The organism is Roseburia sp. AM23-20 (genome assembly GCF_003470905.1).
Classification (GTDB): Bacteria; Bacillota; Clostridia; order Lachnospirales; family Lachnospiraceae; genus Roseburia; species Roseburia rectibacter.
Window position 1 is genome coordinate 33,982 of the sequence record NZ_QRHS01000017.1, and the last position, 16,559, is coordinate 50,540.

General features: G+C 41.2%; 14 protein-coding genes. 3 read left to right on the plus strand and 11 right to left on the minus strand.

All coding sequences use genetic code 11. The features are described from left to right. Positions 1 to 62: 62 nt before the first annotated feature. The 6 genes from DW650_RS12955 to DW650_RS12980 all read right to left on the minus strand — a co-directional run bounded on the left by DW650_RS12955 (position 63) and on the right by DW650_RS12980 (position 7,855). Positions 63 to 896, minus strand: coding sequence for a Nodulation protein Z (NodZ) (locus tag DW650_RS12955; protein ID WP_117920988.1), 834 nt, complete (start codon positions 894 to 896; stop codon positions 63 to 65). Next, entirely contained in the window at positions 893 to 2,638 is a 1,746-nt protein-coding gene (locus DW650_RS12960) for an ABC transporter ATP-binding protein (RefSeq protein WP_117920989.1), read from the minus strand. Before DW650_RS12960 ends, DW650_RS12955 begins: the two co-directional genes overlap by 4 nt. Before the next feature lie 13 nt (positions 2,639 to 2,651). Next, positions 2,652 to 3,554 carry an alpha-1,2-fucosyltransferase gene (locus tag DW650_RS12965; RefSeq protein ID WP_118210153.1) on the minus strand — a complete coding sequence of 301 codons (903 nt, stop codon included), beginning with the start codon at positions 3,552 to 3,554 and terminating at the stop codon, positions 2,652 to 2,654. Between the two features lie 56 nt (positions 3,555 to 3,610). Continuing rightward, positions 3,611 to 5,311: a hypothetical protein gene (locus DW650_RS12970; RefSeq protein WP_118210154.1), complete on the minus strand. Its 1,701-nt coding sequence runs from the start codon at positions 5,309 to 5,311 to the stop codon at positions 3,611 to 3,613. 61 nt (positions 5,312 to 5,372) lie between these two features. Beyond that, complete coding sequence (locus tag DW650_RS12975; protein WP_118210155.1) at positions 5,373 to 6,233, minus strand: UbiA prenyltransferase family protein; 861 nt, start codon at positions 6,231 to 6,233, stop codon at positions 5,373 to 5,375. 11 nt (positions 6,234 to 6,244) lie between these two features. After that, a complete protein-coding gene (locus tag DW650_RS12980; RefSeq protein WP_118210156.1) occupies positions 6,245 to 7,855 on the minus strand; it encodes a glucosyltransferase domain-containing protein in 1,611 nt (536 codons plus the stop codon). A gap of 177 nt (positions 7,856 to 8,032) precedes the next feature. Between DW650_RS12980 and DW650_RS12985 the strand changes: the two genes are divergently transcribed. From DW650_RS12985 to DW650_RS12995, 3 genes are all read left to right on the plus strand, one after another. Next, positions 8,033 to 8,986 (plus strand): GT-D fold domain-containing protein, encoded by a 954-nt coding sequence (locus DW650_RS12985; RefSeq protein WP_117920994.1) that lies wholly within the window; start codon positions 8,033 to 8,035, stop codon positions 8,984 to 8,986. A 17-nt stretch (positions 8,987 to 9,003) separates the two neighbouring features. Beyond that, on the plus strand, positions 9,004 to 10,023 hold the full coding sequence (locus DW650_RS12990) for a hypothetical protein (RefSeq protein WP_117920995.1): 1,020 nt from the start codon (positions 9,004 to 9,006) through the stop codon (positions 10,021 to 10,023). 113 nt (positions 10,024 to 10,136) lie between these two features. After that, positions 10,137 to 11,183 (plus strand): acyltransferase family protein, encoded by a 1,047-nt coding sequence (locus DW650_RS12995; protein ID WP_118210157.1) that lies wholly within the window; start codon positions 10,137 to 10,139, stop codon positions 11,181 to 11,183. A gap of 84 nt (positions 11,184 to 11,267) precedes the next feature. On the opposite strand, the gene DW650_RS13000 is transcribed toward DW650_RS12995, so the two are convergent. The 5 genes from DW650_RS13000 to DW650_RS13020 all read right to left on the minus strand — a co-directional run bounded on the left by DW650_RS13000 (position 11,268) and on the right by DW650_RS13020 (position 16,507). Beyond that, positions 11,268 to 12,302, minus strand: coding sequence for an acyltransferase (locus DW650_RS13000; RefSeq protein WP_118210158.1), 1,035 nt, complete (start codon positions 12,300 to 12,302; stop codon positions 11,268 to 11,270). Positions 12,303 to 12,345: 43 nt separating this feature from the next. Beyond that, positions 12,346 to 13,425 (minus strand): hypothetical protein, encoded by a 1,080-nt coding sequence (locus DW650_RS13005; RefSeq protein WP_117920997.1) that lies wholly within the window; start codon positions 13,423 to 13,425, stop codon positions 12,346 to 12,348. Then, the gene (locus DW650_RS13010) at positions 13,415 to 14,548 is read right to left on the minus strand and encodes a hypothetical protein (protein WP_117920998.1); all 1,134 of its coding nucleotides are present in this window, start codon (positions 14,546 to 14,548) and stop codon (positions 13,415 to 13,417) included. Before DW650_RS13010 ends, DW650_RS13005 begins: the two co-directional genes overlap by 11 nt. A gap of 11 nt (positions 14,549 to 14,559) precedes the next feature. Then, positions 14,560 to 15,291, minus strand: coding sequence for a toxin-antitoxin system, toxin component (locus tag DW650_RS13015; protein ID WP_243102958.1), 732 nt, complete (start codon positions 15,289 to 15,291; stop codon positions 14,560 to 14,562). Positions 15,292 to 15,412: 121 nt separating this feature from the next. After that, a complete protein-coding gene (locus tag DW650_RS13020) occupies positions 15,413 to 16,507 on the minus strand; it encodes a DUF3048 domain-containing protein (protein WP_243102959.1) in 1,095 nt (364 codons plus the stop codon). Positions 16,508 to 16,559 lie beyond the last annotated feature (52 nt).

The following is a 16,559-nucleotide window of genomic DNA, read 5'->3' on the forward strand; positions in this document are numbered from 1 at the left end:
TTTCTCCGTCCCTGCACTGTCTTTTCTAAATGACAGTATCTTTGTCAAAAACATTCCCGCATTTACTTGTGCACCGTCTCAAGCGGTATATTACCAATATACGATGGCAGTAAACTGAATGTACTATTATAACTTCCTAAAATCTTTCTGCACTTTGACAACGCAAGCATTTCAATAAATGCCTCCTCAATTCCCTCTTTCGAATCGCGGTCGATCACATCCGACTGTGGGAAAATCAGTTTTGCGTCCGGCAGTAATTCTTTTAACTCCCTGCGCACTTCTTTATCATCGGTTGCTACAAAAAAGCTGGTGTCTGCTGCTGTTTCCAGTTCTTTTTTCATTCGTTCGGCAAAGAGTGCCAGCGGACTGTTTGCGATCGCCTCCGTATGATCGGTTCTTCTGACATGTACCCCCACGCATTGCCCGGTCAGTTCCCGGAACAGATATGCACCCTTTTCTTCAATATTTTTACTTGGTTTTACAAAGGAATAACTCTCTGCTGTAACTTCGCAGATCGGTCCAAATGCCTTTAAATAAATAACCGGAGTCTGTTCGATCAGGCGGAATAATCCCTCATATCCTTCCCGCTCTTTGATTTTTTCCACCTCATCACACTCCAGAAAACGGTCTGCCGAATTTCTCCATTTCTTTTTGGCACGGTCTCCAAGTATCTGTGCTACCGGCTCTTTTTTGAGACCATTCTCACTGATCTCAACGACTTCAAACGGCAGATCAAATAATTCCTGAAAACGGATATTGCATCCGACTTCACGTTTCCACATCACGACCAGTTTACGGTCTAATTTCTTTGCCACTGCATAGGCAGATCCTAAACCAAGCAGCCTGTTTCCAAGCCCTGCACACGGTTCTATAATTATCATCGGTTCACTACTCATACGCTTTCCTTTTCTTTCCTTGTCACACTTCCGCCCTCTACCTGATATACCATATCACAGTTTTTAATGGTAGACAGACGGTGTGCAATGATAAGCATTGTCATTTTTCCCTGCAGGCTGTCGATTGCTTCCATGACAGCAGCCTCTGTTTCCGTATCCAGTGCGGAAGTTGCCTCGTCAAGGACAAGCACTTCCGGTCTGCGGTAAAGTGCCCGCGCAATACCGATACGCTGACGCTGTCCACCGGATAAGCGGACACCTGCTTCTCCGATCATTGTATCAAGCCCTTCATCCAGTGACTTCACAAATTCATCCAGCTGCGCCTGTTTTAAGGCTTCCCAGATATCTGCATCATCAATGCCTTCTGTCCTTCCAAATGCAATATTGTTGCGGATCGTATCGTCTAACATATAGATTGTCTGCGGAATATAACCGATTTTGTCATGCCATCCACGATAAGATTCTTTGATATCCATTCCATCTACCGTGATTTTTCCTGCCTGTGGTTTTAAAACTCCAAGGATCAGATCGACCATCGTGGTCTTTCCTGCACCGGATGGTCCAATAAATGCAACGGACTTGTTCTTTGGAATTGTCACATTTACATGGGATAATACAGCATCCTCTGTGTCCGGGTAATGGAAGGTCATGTCTTCGACTTTGATTTCTTTGTCCAAGGTTACTTTTTTGTAGTTTTCTTCTTTTTCTGTCTGGATCTCCATGTCACGGATCGCTGCGTACTCCTCGCCGATCTTGTGGATCACGACACCATTATGGATGATCGATCCTAAATATTCTGACATTTTATTTGCCGAAGGAAGCAGGGCAAATGCTGCCGCTGCAAACACCGCAAGTGTTCCGACAAACTGCTCCGGGCTTGTGGAAGTTGCATTGATACGGACAACGATCGCTGCCATCAGTCCTGTGATGCAGAGTGCTTCCATGATCGGCTTTGGAATGGAACTTAAGAAAGAGTTCTGTTTGATCACATACGTATAAAGACCGTTCTGCTTTACAAATTCCCCTTCAAAATATGCCTCACGGTTTGCAATCTTGATCTCTTTGATGCCACCAAACGCCTGCTGCATGCACTGTAAGATATTGGCATTGTATTTTCTTCTGTCATCACCGAAACGCGCTAAGGTACGGCGCAGTTTTTTCATAAAGATAAACACCATAATAACCATTGCAAATGCAACACCTAAAGTAAGCAGGGCATCTTTTACCAGTAGATATCCGACTAAGATCAGGCTGACACAGAGCTCTGACATAAGCTGAAGCATATTTAATACCGCCGCATAAAACATTTCCGGATCTGTATTGATATCACGCATCAGCTCTGCACTGTTATGATTCAGAAAAAATGTATAATCCCTGCTGATATAATATTTCATCATACGATCCTGCATCTCGCGCTTTCCATAATAGGAAAAACAATACAGCATATTATTGATGAAAATAATAAATGCATTTTTGGCAATATACACAATAATGATCAGCACACATAAAAATGTGATCAGCTGATTTGTATTCTGCATATGAAATCCATCATAAACAGAACGTATGATATCATTTTTTAATAACTGTTCCGGATTCATTACCGCTGTGATAAACGGGGATAACACAGAAACACCAAGCAGGCTGACGCCGGAATTGATCAGTATCAGAAACATCATTCCGACAAGTTTCCGCTTCTGTTTTCCGTCAAAAACTTTTAATACACTTTTTACCAAATCTTTCATTCTTTTGCCTTTCTTATTTTAAAATTATCCAGTTTTTCTGACACATCCGCTCACTTAAAAGATCATCCGGCATAATGACCGTCTTATCCGGATTCTGATTCAGATAAGCTGCCCATGTCGAAAATGTACTGTTTGACAATATCTGGTTCTGGCATGCTGCCATCAGGAAAAATTCGTCCACGTCAGAAAATTTTCCAAGCTGCGTGACAAACTTCAGCCTGTTTTCCATCTGACACACTTCATTTTTCAGCTGATCCCCGCCTGCTTCCTGTTTCTGACTTTCTAATATGGAGGCAAGTGCTTCCCTTGCACGCTCCATATCATTGGTAAACACGATATACCGCACACCCGGTTTTTCCTGTTCCATCCGCTCTATGGCATGTTTAAAATAAATACCGGCAGGTCCCATGATATCCCCGCCTCTGACGTGCACGGCGCAGGTTGGCATCTTTTTGAACTCTTCCTGTAACTTTTTCACTGTCTCACTCTGCTCATAAGCCGGCGTCATCATCGCAGTGATCTCGTCTAAATATTCTTCAAAATAAGCAAGATGCTGCCAATAACCATACAGATATTTATCACGTATAAATTTTTTCTTATATACTCCCGGATCAATATCATTCACATCATAACGGTGGCCACGGTTATGATACACCTCGCGTTCTTTGATCACATGATATTTTAACGCACGTCTTATGTTCTTGTAAATCTTCTGACCTAAATTATGATTTGGAAATGATTCCTTTTTATCATATTTCAGATGAAACTTGTCAAGCTCAAAATCCCGCAGAGTGGAATTATCACATTCCGAAATATCAAGAAGCAGTGAATCGTTCTCCCGCCTTGCCTGGGCATAGCCGCAGGCATAATTAAACAGCTGGTTACCCATGCCGTCTCCAATTTTTACTGCTATCATTTCTCTGTTACCTCATACTTTTCTGTAATATCCGGTGGTTCAACTGCCCATATACTTCAATTTTTCTTTGCATACACTTTATATTCTTCATTTTCAAATACCTGCTGGTAAGAATATTTCTTTACAAATGACAAAACCACGTCCGTCTTTTCCGACGGTTTGTCAAGCGCTGTTTTATTAAAAACCACAAGCGGCATTGTTTTTCCGCCGCTGTCTGACTCTGCCGATGCATCAAGCTGCTGTTTTATCTCTTCTGCCGTGACATAATCTGTCTCGATCCAGCCGCCGCAGCCTGTAATATATGGTGCTCTTCCTGTCAGATAATGTAATATCGGAATTGCACCACAGGCAACCATTTTATCGCTTTCCCCGCCATATGATTTTATAAAGTTTACCACTTCTTCCATTGGCAGGACAATAGCTGTATCATACCTGATGCCACGCAGTTCATCAAGTGTAAACTGCTGCTTTTGTTCTTTATCTCTTACGTATGCCTTTGTCATATATAGACTCTGTGACGCAGTTAATATCACGCACCATATTGTGAATATAATCACAACAATTTTTCTATTGTTCTCTGACTTTCTGATTTTCTCTCCAGCACAGATCAAAATATATGGCAGAATATAAAACGCTTCATTACACAGATGTGTGATTCCCACATTTGAACCGATCGGCATCAGGACTGCAAGCGCACAGGATGCTAATGTAAGTATTTTAAATTCTTCCGAAGTTTCTTTGTCTCTTAAGATCAGAACTGCACATACATACATCATGGCTTTTATCACTGCAACTGCATTCAGATAATCTCCAAGCACACGGTACAGGATCGATAATCCTGCAATCTGATCTGCGCCTAAAACTGCTCCTGCCAGCAAAAGCACTGCCACAGCGATCATACCATATCCAATAACCGGCGCAAGCCTTTTTATTTTTGCTGCTGCCAGATAAATAACATAGATCACGGCAAGTAACAACATTCCACGCACAGTTCCCTTGAAATTGATCACCACCATGTTGCCGATTGTATGTCCGTCATTTGAGTTTCCCGCATAGAGAAACATGTCTGCAACCATCTGAAAATAAGTGCTGATCCCACATGTTTTGTACATGAGCACAAGTCCTGCTGCAAAACTGCACAAAACACCTGCCACGCACCATAACACCTGACGTACAAAATATGCCACATCCTTTTTCCGATAAAGATCATAAAAAAGAACTGCAAATACAGCAAATTGCAATAGGGAAGATATCTTGCAGAAAGAAGCCAGCATAAAAAATGCTGCTGCAAAAAAGAGCATCCATGACTTTTTATCATTGACCGCCCGGATGAGAAAATACAATCCCGTCAGTGCCATAAATGCAACTGCCGTATTATAAATAAAGAAATGAAAATTACATTTTGCAAACACCATAGCAAACGCAAGTGCCGGAAGTATCAATGTATCCCTGCGATATCTTACATAGAGCCGGTAAGATAAGAAGCAAAGATAAAAACAGACTGCTGCCCATGCAGCCTCCATACCGATATATGCCGGTATATGCAGCACTTCAAATAATCTTAACAGACAGCCGCCTAAAATATTCGTCAGAAACAAAGGAAGATAAGTACTGTCCATATCTGTAAAACAAAAACGATACTGATTCAGATTAAAACCGACATCGCTGACATCAATGCTGTAATTCCAGCCCGATAATGGCAACAGCGGAATCAGTGCGATCAAAATGATCCAGCCAAATTTATATGTTCGTTTCATAAAAACCTCATTTCCAAGCTCTTTTCTACTAACTAACCATACTTTTTCAACAGCCTGCAGACTATACTCCGGAATAAAGCATAGCTACCATTACAATACCGTAAACAACACAGAGCGCCATCAGCACCTTATCATGTAAAAGCACCTCAACCGGATCTCCCTCAGAATTGCCCTCAACCGTCAGACTATATTTCATGCAGATTAAGATCACGATCGGTACAGTCCACATTGCATATTTCATTCCTGCATTGGTAATATCCTTACACCATAGAGCATAAAATGTATTGAGCAGGGCAAGACACATATACATGTTCTTGTCAAGAAAATCTCTCGTATAATATTTAAGTACCTTCCTCGTATCCCCGTCTTTTTTCTTCTGCAGTTCGTTTCGTCTCTTTCCAAGGCTGAAATAAAATGCGCCGGAAAGTACAGTCAGATACTGCCATTCAGATACTTCCGTTCCAGTCAGCACTGCACCAAAGAGTACACGGAGCAAAAATCCGGAAGCAAGGATGGTCACATCCAAAAGCGGTACATCCTTAAGTCCCATACTGTATGCCACATTAATAAACAGATATAACAGCACAAGTGTATAACTGCCTGCTGTTGCATCTGATACTGCCAGTAAAACCATTGCCACGATCAGAATGACTGCCATCAGTATCACAGCATGCACCGGTGTGACTGCGCCGGAAGCGATCGGACGTTTTTTCTTCGTCGGATGCATCCGGTCTTTTTCCGCATCCCTGATATCATTAATAATATAGACAGCGGATGTGACCAGCGAAAATGCGATCATTCCAAGTAATGTTGCCATAAATTTCCGGCGGTCTGTGAGATTGCCGCTGAAGATCAGCGGCATAAAAATCAGTATGTTTTTGATATAATGATGTACTCTCATAAGATATAAATATTTTTTCATCCAATCGTTCCTTAATTCATTTCATAATCAGACAATTTTACAATGATCGTATCGTCGATAACCTGAATGGAGCCATCTGCAGGATAAGCCGGCATTTCTTTCACCGCTTCTCTCTGCATCCAGCTCTGAATCTCCTCATAAGTGCCATAATATGGTGAAAATCCAAGGTAGTCAGACATCAGATACAGCAGTGAATTATACCCTAAATTAGTATCTGCTTTTCCACCAACGATAAACGTATCACCGATCAGGCTTCCCATACTGCCTGTGCTGTCTGAGATCTGTGTTCCAACCACGATCACAGCTTTATCCTGGGAATAATCCTCCACACTGCGTATTTTTGTGATCAAAGTCTGTACATAGGAAAAATCATGATATTTCGTATATTCAAGTGCCATATAATTTCCATTTGCATACCAGACAAACACAATTACCAATGCTGCTGTAAGCAGTGCCGATACCCAGCCTGCTATACTCTTAACCGGTGCCTGCAGTTTCAGGTTCCACAAACATGCATCCATCCAGAGCAGGAAAAATATAAAGAAAAATACAACCGGATATGCCATCAGTGTATAACAATAAGAATTCGGTGCCATCACATAGATCAAAAACATTGCTGCCGGAAATACCAATATGCCGCACAGAGCAATTACCTTATTTAAATATTCCTTTTTCTTTAAAACCAGATATGCTCCGATACCAGCTGCAAATAACAGCCACATCACTTTGATCAGACGTTTTATGGTCCGGTTATAGTTAATCCCCATAACATCCGAATATCCCAGATCAAAAAACGAAGTATAACACTGCTTCACTGCATCAATGAGCTGCGTAAACGTGATCTTTCCCATCGTATCGCCACCCTGATAACTCGTAAGCTGTATATGCGTTACTGCAAGTACTGCCTTATTAATAAGAAAATAAACTACAATACCTGCTGCCATCACAACTAAAAATCGGACGACCATAAGAAAAAATTCTTTCCATTGTGTTTTCTCTTTTACGCCGCCAAATCCTGCCTTTAAGATCACTACCATAAGCAGGATACATACAGTATCCGGAAAATATGCCTGATATACACCCAGTGAACAGGCAGCCATTAAAACTGCTGCTATGTCTGCAATGATATTTTTCGGATATTTCACAGTCAGCCACGCAGCAAGCACGCTGAAAAATATACCGATCGCATAATAAAGTGACAGAAACATAAAAAAATACATGGACACAACTGCCGGAAATACCGTCATAAGTCCTCCGATAAGTCCTGCGGTCAGCCTGTTTTTCACCTGAAAGATGGAAACGATCATTCCTGCTGATAATGCAAGGAACAAAAGTGCAAAGATCCCGTTAAAAAGAGGCAGTGAATAAGAACCTCCAAATACCGAATGCATAAACTGTCCCATCCAGTTTAACAGCCATCTTCCCTGTTCTGTGCTAAGTCCGATACCTCCGGGTGTATTTGCAAGTTCATCATAGTTATATAATTTATTGGTGAACTGATACAAATGTGCTGCAAGCCCTGCCACAAACGCAGCATAAAAAGCTGTCTTTACCGCTCCCGAAAGATTCCGGTACCACTCGGTCAGATACTGATCCGGCATTTTCCATTTAATCGTATTCATAACGTTTTCCTCTATCTGTTACTTTCTCAACTTCATTTACTCTTTATTGTATCAAATATATATAGTGAGTGTCAAACAGTAGATTCCTCTGCCTGTTCCATTTTTCTTGACACCGCAGGAAGCATTGTTTATGATGTTTATATCTATGTACTGCAATCAGAAAGGAGTGTTCTTAAGATGGGTACGATCCTCGGAGCCTCTTATTATCAGTTAAAATACTGTCTGCGCAACAAACTGCGGCAGGCAACAGATGACTCAGATTTTCTTTACCGGCATTATGTCGGCAAACCGTTCTATGATACGGATACATTAAATAAATATACGGCAGACCTGATTGGTTCCGGCAAGCCATTTATGATGGGACGTTTTGGTGCTGTCGAGCTTTTTAACATGCGCGTGGATGAATTTCACATGGAATCCAAAAAAGAAAAAGCCTGCGAACAGCTTTTTACCTGCGCCGGCTTTTTCCCAAATGATCCTGCACTTCTTCCCCGTTTTAACGATATCATGAAAGATGCCTGCAGGCAGACGGATATCCTAGGTTTGTGGCAGAATGCCTGTGAGGATTATTATATCCGCAGATACTGTAAAGATTTATCTGCAACCTGCCGGCTGATCTCCTTAGAACCATGGCGCAGCAATAATCCATGGTCTGCTGCCCTTGCCGGGAAAAAGGTACTTGTCATTCATCCATTTGAAGAGTCAATTCAAAACCAGTATAAACACTTTGATAAACTCTTTCCTGGTACAGACATTCTGCCTGAATTTGAATTAAAAACTTTAAAAGCAGTGCAGACCGCAGGCAATGCTACAGATGCACGTTTTGCCACATGGTTTGACGCGCTCGATTATATGTGCAGGGAATGCGAAAAAATCGATTTTGACATCGCCCTGCTCGGCTGTGGAGCTTACGGTTATCCATTAGCTGCCCATATCAAAAAAATGGGAAAACAGGCAATTCATCTCGGTGGATGCCTGCAGATATTGTTTGGTTTAAAAGGAAGACGCTGGGACGAGGAAGAACCGGATATCGTTGCCATGTATAACGATTACTGGCATTATCCGATGGCAAGCGAAGTACCGACCGGAAGCAGCGACGTAGAAGGCGGCACTTACTGGAAAAAAGAATAATAAGGGGGACAATTATTATGAGTAAGATTATTCCTGTTATGGTTCACCATGAAACCGGAGAAAAGGCACAGGCTGCCGGAAAAAAGAACCAGGAATATTTAAAATACTGTATTGCACAGGCAAAAAAATATAATGAAAAAGTTGTTTTGTTAGGCGATGAATACAACAAAGCCTGGTGTGACGACTGGCATAATGCGAATGATTTCATCACTGAAAAATGGACAAAGTTCCACTCTGTTTTTGAAAATCTTTCTACCTATCCGACTGCGTGGGCAGAAGGAATCTTCAAACGTTTCTTCCTTATATTAGAGTATTTAGAGCGCAACTCCTTTGAAGAATGTGTCATCATCGACAGTGATGTTCTGCTTTATTTAAATGTCAGTGAATATGAACCGTTCCGTCACTGCAAGGTAGCTGCCGAGACTCCGCTTTTACAGGATTTTGCAATGCTTGAAGAAGGTAACGGTCTAAAATGGAAAACCTGCGCAGGATTTTCCTATTTTACCACGGAAGGTCTTCGTGAATTTACGGATTTCTGTATCGATATGTATGCAAATCATAAAGATATCCTGATGAAAAAATGGGATGTCCACCGCAAATTCGGCATGTACGGTGGTGTCGGCGAGATGGCATTGCTGCACCTTTGGGTTTCATCTCTTCCGGAAGGCGAATATTTAAACCTGTTACAAGACGATGCGAACCACAGCGTATTTGATAATTCTGTCGGCGAATCTTCCGGCTACTTAGAACACCAGTATGAATATATCAAACGCTTAAGTGTGAAAAATCTTCACTGGGAAAACGGCAGACCTTATTGTTATACGATCGACGGACACGAAAAAACCTGGTTTTTGAATCTTCACTTTGTTGATATCACAAAAATCTTCATGGAAGGAATCTATGAAAACCAGTCTTATTCCGCACATGCCAAGTTTGTGACCTATATGTTAAAATGCCGCGGCAGACTTGCGGATATCAAACACGGCAATACAAAGTGGCAGCAGAAACTAAAGATCAGACGCAGCCAGAAAGCATGATCTTTGTATAGATCTGTAATACTCTGCTGCAAAAAATGCACAGAACACCATACAAAACATAATCTGTGCAAAAATTTCTAATGCCCCGCAGCACGGGCAGAAATGGAGACATCATGTCCAAAGAACGTTCTTCGAATTTTGAATTATTACGTTTATTATGCATCTTTGGTATCCTGATGATGCACACTTTCGGAGGTATTGATACATCTGTATCACTGCTTAACACAGAGATCCATGTACTGGTCAATTCCATTTTTAACATGGGAGTTACCTGTTTTATATTAATTTCCGGTTATTTTGGTATCCGTTTTGATTTCAAAAAACTGATCCGGCTTGATCTCATGATCATCTTTTTTACGGTATTTGGTACGATCGCCGTCGGCAATTTTGGCATAAAATCACTGATTAAATCCTGTATTCCTGTAATTTCAAGATATTACTGGTTTATCAGCTGCTACTTTTTCCTCTGCTTTTTAACACCGTTTTTAAACCAGATCCCGGAAAAACTATCAAAGGAAAACTTTAGGAAGCTGCTTGCCATATTGCTGCTTCTTTTCTCTGTGATCCCTACTTTCGGATTTTTTGAGATCATGCAGGACGGTGGAAAAGGGTTAGTTCACATGGTTATGATCTATCTGCTCGGACGTTACCTTTCACTCTATCATAACCGCAGCCACAATGTTCATCGCCTTCTTTCAGGGCTGCTTCTTAGCATTGGCTTTATTTTCCTTGCGGACAGTTCGCTGACATTTCTTCGTGGAAAACTCTATACGACCTTCTGCCGTGACTGCTCGATCTTCATTATATTCGGTTCTGTCATGGTATTGCTGCTGTTTCGGGAGATTCATTTTCACAGCCGTTTTATCAACCGTGCTGCAGGAAATGTACTTGCCATTTATGTGTTAGACGGAACGGTACAGACATTTCTGCTGAAATGGATCGATCTTAAACCTTATGCAGGATCATGGTTTTTAGTATTTCCTGCGATCGGTTATGTGCTTGCGATCATGGGAATTGCATGTCTGCTCAATGAAGTACGTAAAGCGACGATCGGACATTTAGAGCCATGGATCGTGGATGTGGTCAACCGCGTGGTAATGTGGGGTGCAAATGTGGTAAGAACTGTAGCAGAAAAGTTAATGGCGTATTTTCTTGCCTGATGATGTTCACTTAAAAGACAAAAAGAGGTGTTCCGGAATTTCCCGGCACACCTCTTTTTTCCAAAATCCTGCTAATTACATTTCCTACAATAATTTCCGGAATACCGGTAATTTCTTCAAAACCAGCGTAACTGCCACTTCGATCAGAAAAGCAATCAGGATCTCAATGATGTACGCCGGCAGCATTCCGATCACAGGGGTTAATGTATTTGCAATGATATCCAGTCTTCCCCCTGTTCCGATAAATCCACCTAAAAGATAACATCCGAATACACAGCTTCCGACACATCCCAGAACTTTTTTCGTGTGCTCAGACAGACGTTCTTCCTGAAAGAGAAGTTTTGCATTTAAGAAGATCACAATGACCGGGACAGACAGCCATGTGCCAAGATATACTTCCTGGTAATTTCCAACGGAAAGGTAATCTTTATATACCATCATCTGCGTGAAAACTGCCGCAGCGATCACAGCCAGGTTTCTTCCTATATTCTGCGGCGTCACAAATTTTTTCTCACTGAAATACTGATCTAACCCATATCCGATCAGCGGATAAAAAATAACATACTGGAACAGTCCGCCGAAATTATAGTATCCGCAGAGTCCATATCCCCACAATACCCACGCTGTAGTTTTCAGGCAATCAAGCAATAACTGCAGAATGATCAGATACCAGAAGGTATTTTTTGTCATATTCTGTGCCAGCGGACGTAATATCGGTAAAATAGTGAGCACGCCAAGATAACTGTATAAAAACCAGTATGGCAGATAAACAAGATCTGATGGCAGGGATAAAAGGAAAGAAAACGGTGTAAACGGACGCTCTCCTTTTAATACCAGTTTCAGATAATATAAAAATGAAAACAGCACGATTACGAAAATCATGCGAAGAATCCTTTTTTGGAATAAGTCTTTTCCACTCTCATTTTTTCCGAGCAGAAGTGCACCGGATACCATGAAAAACAGTGGTACCGCACCTTTGCATATCATGGAAAGGAAAAACGATATTGCATATTCGACGCCACTTTGAACAGAAAATGACATAAATGCTGCAGAATGATTGTACATGACCATCAGGATCGCAGCAATGCGGATGGCTTCAAGGTAATATTTCTTTTTCATAACTAACTTTTCTCCTTTGTGTATAATGGAATAAACAAAACACTTACATATCCTTATCCGCCTTCCCGGTTGCTTCAATCCTGTGCTTTGATGAAGCTGTATCTATCGCTTTGCTTAAGTAATAGCCCTCCCACAGTTTCGGGGCAACGGTAAGTGCTGCCTCTTTCACTTTTTCATAATCTGCTTCACGGAGTACCTGATCCAGATCGCTGAGACGGTCAATAACGATACCGCAGGCATGCTCTTTTACAAAATATGCCATTCCTGACTGACTCCATACGATAACAGGAAGACCTGACGCAAGGTAAAGTGCACATTTGTGTGAATTGTTGTATCGAAGGTATTCACCCAGGCCGCCTTCGATCTCATCTTTTCCGCTGCCATCCCAGACTAATCCATAATCCATCTCCGCAACTGCGAACGGTATCTCATCGGAAGACAATATTCCGTGATAATAACACCCATCTGCCAGCGTTTTTTCACGCTCCGGATCAAGTTTTCCCCATAATTCCATTCTGACATCAGAAGGTATCTCCATGACAGATAAAAATTCTGATTTGTTTAAATTGCCGGCAAATGCAATTTTTACTTCATTTTCTTTTTTGTGTGCATGCGATATTTCACGGATTTTAGCGATCTGTGTCTCATTCATCCGGTAATCCCAGATTCCGACCGGTATCATGTCCGAAGAAATACCGTTTTTCTTTAACATGGAAACAGTATTGACATTCGGTGCAAGAATTTTATCTGCTGCTGCAAGCGCCCTTACCTCACCGGGATCTCCATCGGTCTGTCCGTCATAGCGGAATGCATTCAGATCGTTGACAAAACAGATGATCCGGTATTTTTTTACACGCTGCAGGCTTTTTAACAGACGGATTTTTAAATGATTCTCCGGAATCGAATAAAATACATTGTCGTTTTTGTTCACGTGAAACAGTAAAAACAAAACCAGATATGGCAGATCTAACAGCTTTAAATATTTACTGCAGTGTTTTGGTACGCTCCAGATAATCTTTGCATTTTTATCTGCAAGCACAGAAAACACATCCCGCATTGCTTTGCCTGCTGCATCAAATGTCTCATCCTGTCTTTGATTTAACACATAAATATTATTTTTCATGTTTTTCCTCCACTATGCCCGGATATAATAACATTCCGCACAGAAGTAAAAATATATTCATAAATCCATTTAACACAAACTGCTCTAACACGCCATACAATGCTAAAGTTCCTATCATTACAAGTTCTTTATAGCACTCCATCCGGTACAGTCTTATCATAGTTTTAAAGATGATCACAAAGAACAGTACCGCCACAAGAATACCTGCGTAAAATGTCACATTCATATAGCTGTTGTCGATCAGTCCATGATAACTCGTATAAAAAACTGCCTGCGTACGTGGAAACAGAGACAATCCCTGATCTTTATAATAAGTATTCATGATATAAACTCTTCCCGAAACGAGATGATTGATCTTATAAAGCAATGCATTATTTCCATCATAAAAAAGTGTTGTAAGCAGGGAAAATGCTGCACCGACCGACACAGAGCACACCAGTACAGACTTTATTTTTTTATTTTTTACAATCTTTTCAAATAAGATCAGCCCCCAGCAGAAAAAGAATACAAGCACACCCGTCCTGCAAAATGTCATCTTGTAAAAAACAAGTGCGATCAGCGAAGTCACAGCAAACCACAGTATATTTAATCTTTCATAATTATAATACAATACCAGAAGTAACGCCAAAAATATCGTCAGAAACGCTGTATTCGGTTCCCCCATTGCAAATCCGTAAACATGCTGTTCCACATAGCCCGAATCAAGTTTAGTCTGTTCTCCGATATTAAAAATTCCAATCAAAGAACCTCCCACCAGTATCACTGCTGCCACACAACGGATCCACACTGCGATCTGTGCAATCACAGAAAAACGACAGTTCTTCATCGCTGCCACCGTCATGATCGACAGCAGCCACATGTTCTGTCTTGTGATCACGGAAAGCATCACTCCGATTCCCATCATACCTGCGATCCAGAATACTTCCCGCATGGTATATGTCGTAAATATCATTTTGATGCCCCAGAACAAGATCGCTGTATAAAAAAAATATTTATAGATATTGTCACCATGATCGTAGGAAAATGCTTTCATCAGTACGTTGATTGCAAAATAGGCATAAAAAGAGACAACTCCGATTTTTTTTACGTCAGCATTTTTTAAAAATGTTCTTACCGTATTCATTTGCTATCCCTCTATATTCCTCTCTTTTTGCCAGACACACATATTCCTGCATAAATTGCCACCTCTATTAGGATTCCGAAAAATATCCCCGCCACTGCTGCTTTTGCAACTTCCTGTTTAAATTCCTGTATAGTAGGCGCATAAGCAAGATATCTCTGCTGAACATCTGCCACATATGGCGCATCTAATACATGTACTCCGTTTTTACCAATACTCTCCTGTACCGTATCTTCTATTGCCTCTAACAGATATCCGGCAAATTTCAGGGCATCACTTTCATTTTCCAATGAAAATGTTCCATAGGTTCTTGGGTATTTCACATGCACTGTGATCACAGCCGAAGAAGTATTCTGCTCTAAATCAAACATATCCTGATATGCCAGATATTCCATATCATATCCGCTTAACTGTTTCATCTTCTCATAGGTACTGCGGCTGCCTGCCACTGTGATCACGGTTCCAACACGCTCTGCAGCACTCTCTGTACTGTATTCCTCCACAAATAAAGATGCCATAACACGGTAATCATCCTCATAATTTTTTTCAGAAATATAAGAACGGTTTGAATAATATTTATACCCACCCAAAAGCATTGCTCCTGCCAGTGCTCCAACAAGCATCAGCCACCATACTTTAAGGTTTCCCTTCAGTATCTCCCATACCGTATATTCTCTGTCCGTCTCAAATGTACTTTTATCCACTACAGCTTCTCCGTTTTCTTTCCATTCATTTGCTTCTGCCAAAATTCTGCTTTCTGACTACATATATTTTTCATTTTACCGCAAAACACATGATTTTAAAAGCCTAAAAACAATATAAAAAAATCCGTACTTCATTTCTGAAATACGGATTTTTTCAATCTGCTTATTCAATTACAAGATCAAGCCAGTCATCTACCGGAACAAATCCGACATAAGTCTTACCTGTATTGATCTTAATCTCATTACCTGCCGCATCATAATAACGTGTCGGGGAAGTCATTTTCTCTTTTTTCCATGTAACCGGAATTGCTTTTCCGTTGGTCACATAATATCCTCCACCCTGACTGACACAGTCAAAGATCAGATAACCGTGTTCATCATACTGTGTATATCCGCAGCTCTGGATCAGAAGATTCTTAAAGCAAAGCTGTTTGTTGTCATTGCCCGGATCTACATGTGCTTTACCATACTCTGAGTAGTAGTAAAGCTGGTCATCCGCATTGTACTCTAAATAAGAACCATTGTGTGGGAACGGAAGATCCACGGTATTGGCATCGATTGCATCGGATGCAGAAGAAAGATCTACCGGATTGCTCTCACTTGCGAACTGATAATGTGGTCCCTCATAATAGGAGGTATATTCTTTGGACACACCGCTGTTCTCAAAGTTCTTGTCCAGATCGCCCGGTAAGATATATTCGGTATACTCTCTTGATTTACCGTTATCCACACGGGAGAAAGTACCACTAAAATTATCTACACTCGGATCTGCCATATATTCATCAATATAGAAAGGACCTCCGTCATGACAGATGACTGCATTCCACTCAGATGCGATCAGTATATTCGTCGGGCGCACACTCCGGATGCTTCCTAACTGTTTGATATTCTCCCAGTCTTTGACAAGTACCATAAATCTGGTGATCCTGCCGTTTAATGTACTGTTCATCATCTCATAAACAACATCTGCCTGGGATAATCCATAATGTGGCAATGCAATAGACTCATTGTCCACCATAACTGCGATCGGTCTCTGATTTTTAAGACTCTCATCGATCAGTTCGTTTGTCAGCTCGCTGCGATACATCCCCTCTGGAAGCACTTCCTCACTTTCAGTCTCGGTTTCCTCTGTTCCTGCTTCTGTCATGGCAACCTCTGTCGAATCAGCTGCCGTCTCGTCTGTGTTTTTGCTGCCGCATGCTGTAATGGATACTGTCATTGCAAGTGCAGTCAGCATTAAAATCGCTCTTCTCTTCAAACTAAATACCTCTCAAAGTAATTATTTGTGCATTTTGCGCACCGTTTCTGTT

Excerpts from the sequence above, each read along its gene's own strand:
- DW650_RS12955 (WP_117920988.1), bottom strand. The coding sequence starts at position 896 with ATGAGTAGTGAACCGATGATAATTATAGAACCGTGTGCAGGGCTTGGA.
- DW650_RS12960 (WP_117920989.1), bottom strand. The coding sequence starts at position 2,638 with ATGAAAGATTTGGTAAAAAGTGTATTAAAAGTTTTTGACGGAAAACAG.
- DW650_RS12965 (WP_118210153.1), bottom strand. The coding sequence starts at position 3,554 with ATGATAGCAGTAAAAATTGGAGACGGCATGGGTAACCAGCTGTTTAAT.
- DW650_RS12970 (WP_118210154.1), bottom strand. The coding sequence starts at position 5,311 with ATGAAACGAACATATAAATTTGGCTGGATCATTTTGATCGCACTGATT.
- DW650_RS12975 (WP_118210155.1), bottom strand. The coding sequence starts at position 6,233 with ATGAAAAAATATTTATATCTTATGAGAGTACATCATTATATCAAAAAC.
- DW650_RS12980 (WP_118210156.1), bottom strand. The coding sequence starts at position 7,855 with ATGAATACGATTAAATGGAAAATGCCGGATCAGTATCTGACCGAGTGG.
- DW650_RS12985 (WP_117920994.1), top strand. The coding sequence starts at position 8,033 with ATGGGTACGATCCTCGGAGCCTCTTATTATCAGTTAAAATACTGTCTG.
- DW650_RS12990 (WP_117920995.1), top strand. The coding sequence starts at position 9,004 with ATGAGTAAGATTATTCCTGTTATGGTTCACCATGAAACCGGAGAAAAG.
- DW650_RS12995 (WP_118210157.1), top strand. The coding sequence starts at position 10,137 with ATGTCCAAAGAACGTTCTTCGAATTTTGAATTATTACGTTTATTATGC.
- DW650_RS13000 (WP_118210158.1), bottom strand. The coding sequence starts at position 12,302 with ATGAAAAAGAAATATTACCTTGAAGCCATCCGCATTGCTGCGATCCTG.
- DW650_RS13005 (WP_117920997.1), bottom strand. The coding sequence starts at position 13,425 with ATGAAAAATAATATTTATGTGTTAAATCAAAGACAGGATGAGACATTT.
- DW650_RS13010 (WP_117920998.1), bottom strand. The coding sequence starts at position 14,548 with ATGAATACGGTAAGAACATTTTTAAAAAATGCTGACGTAAAAAAAATC.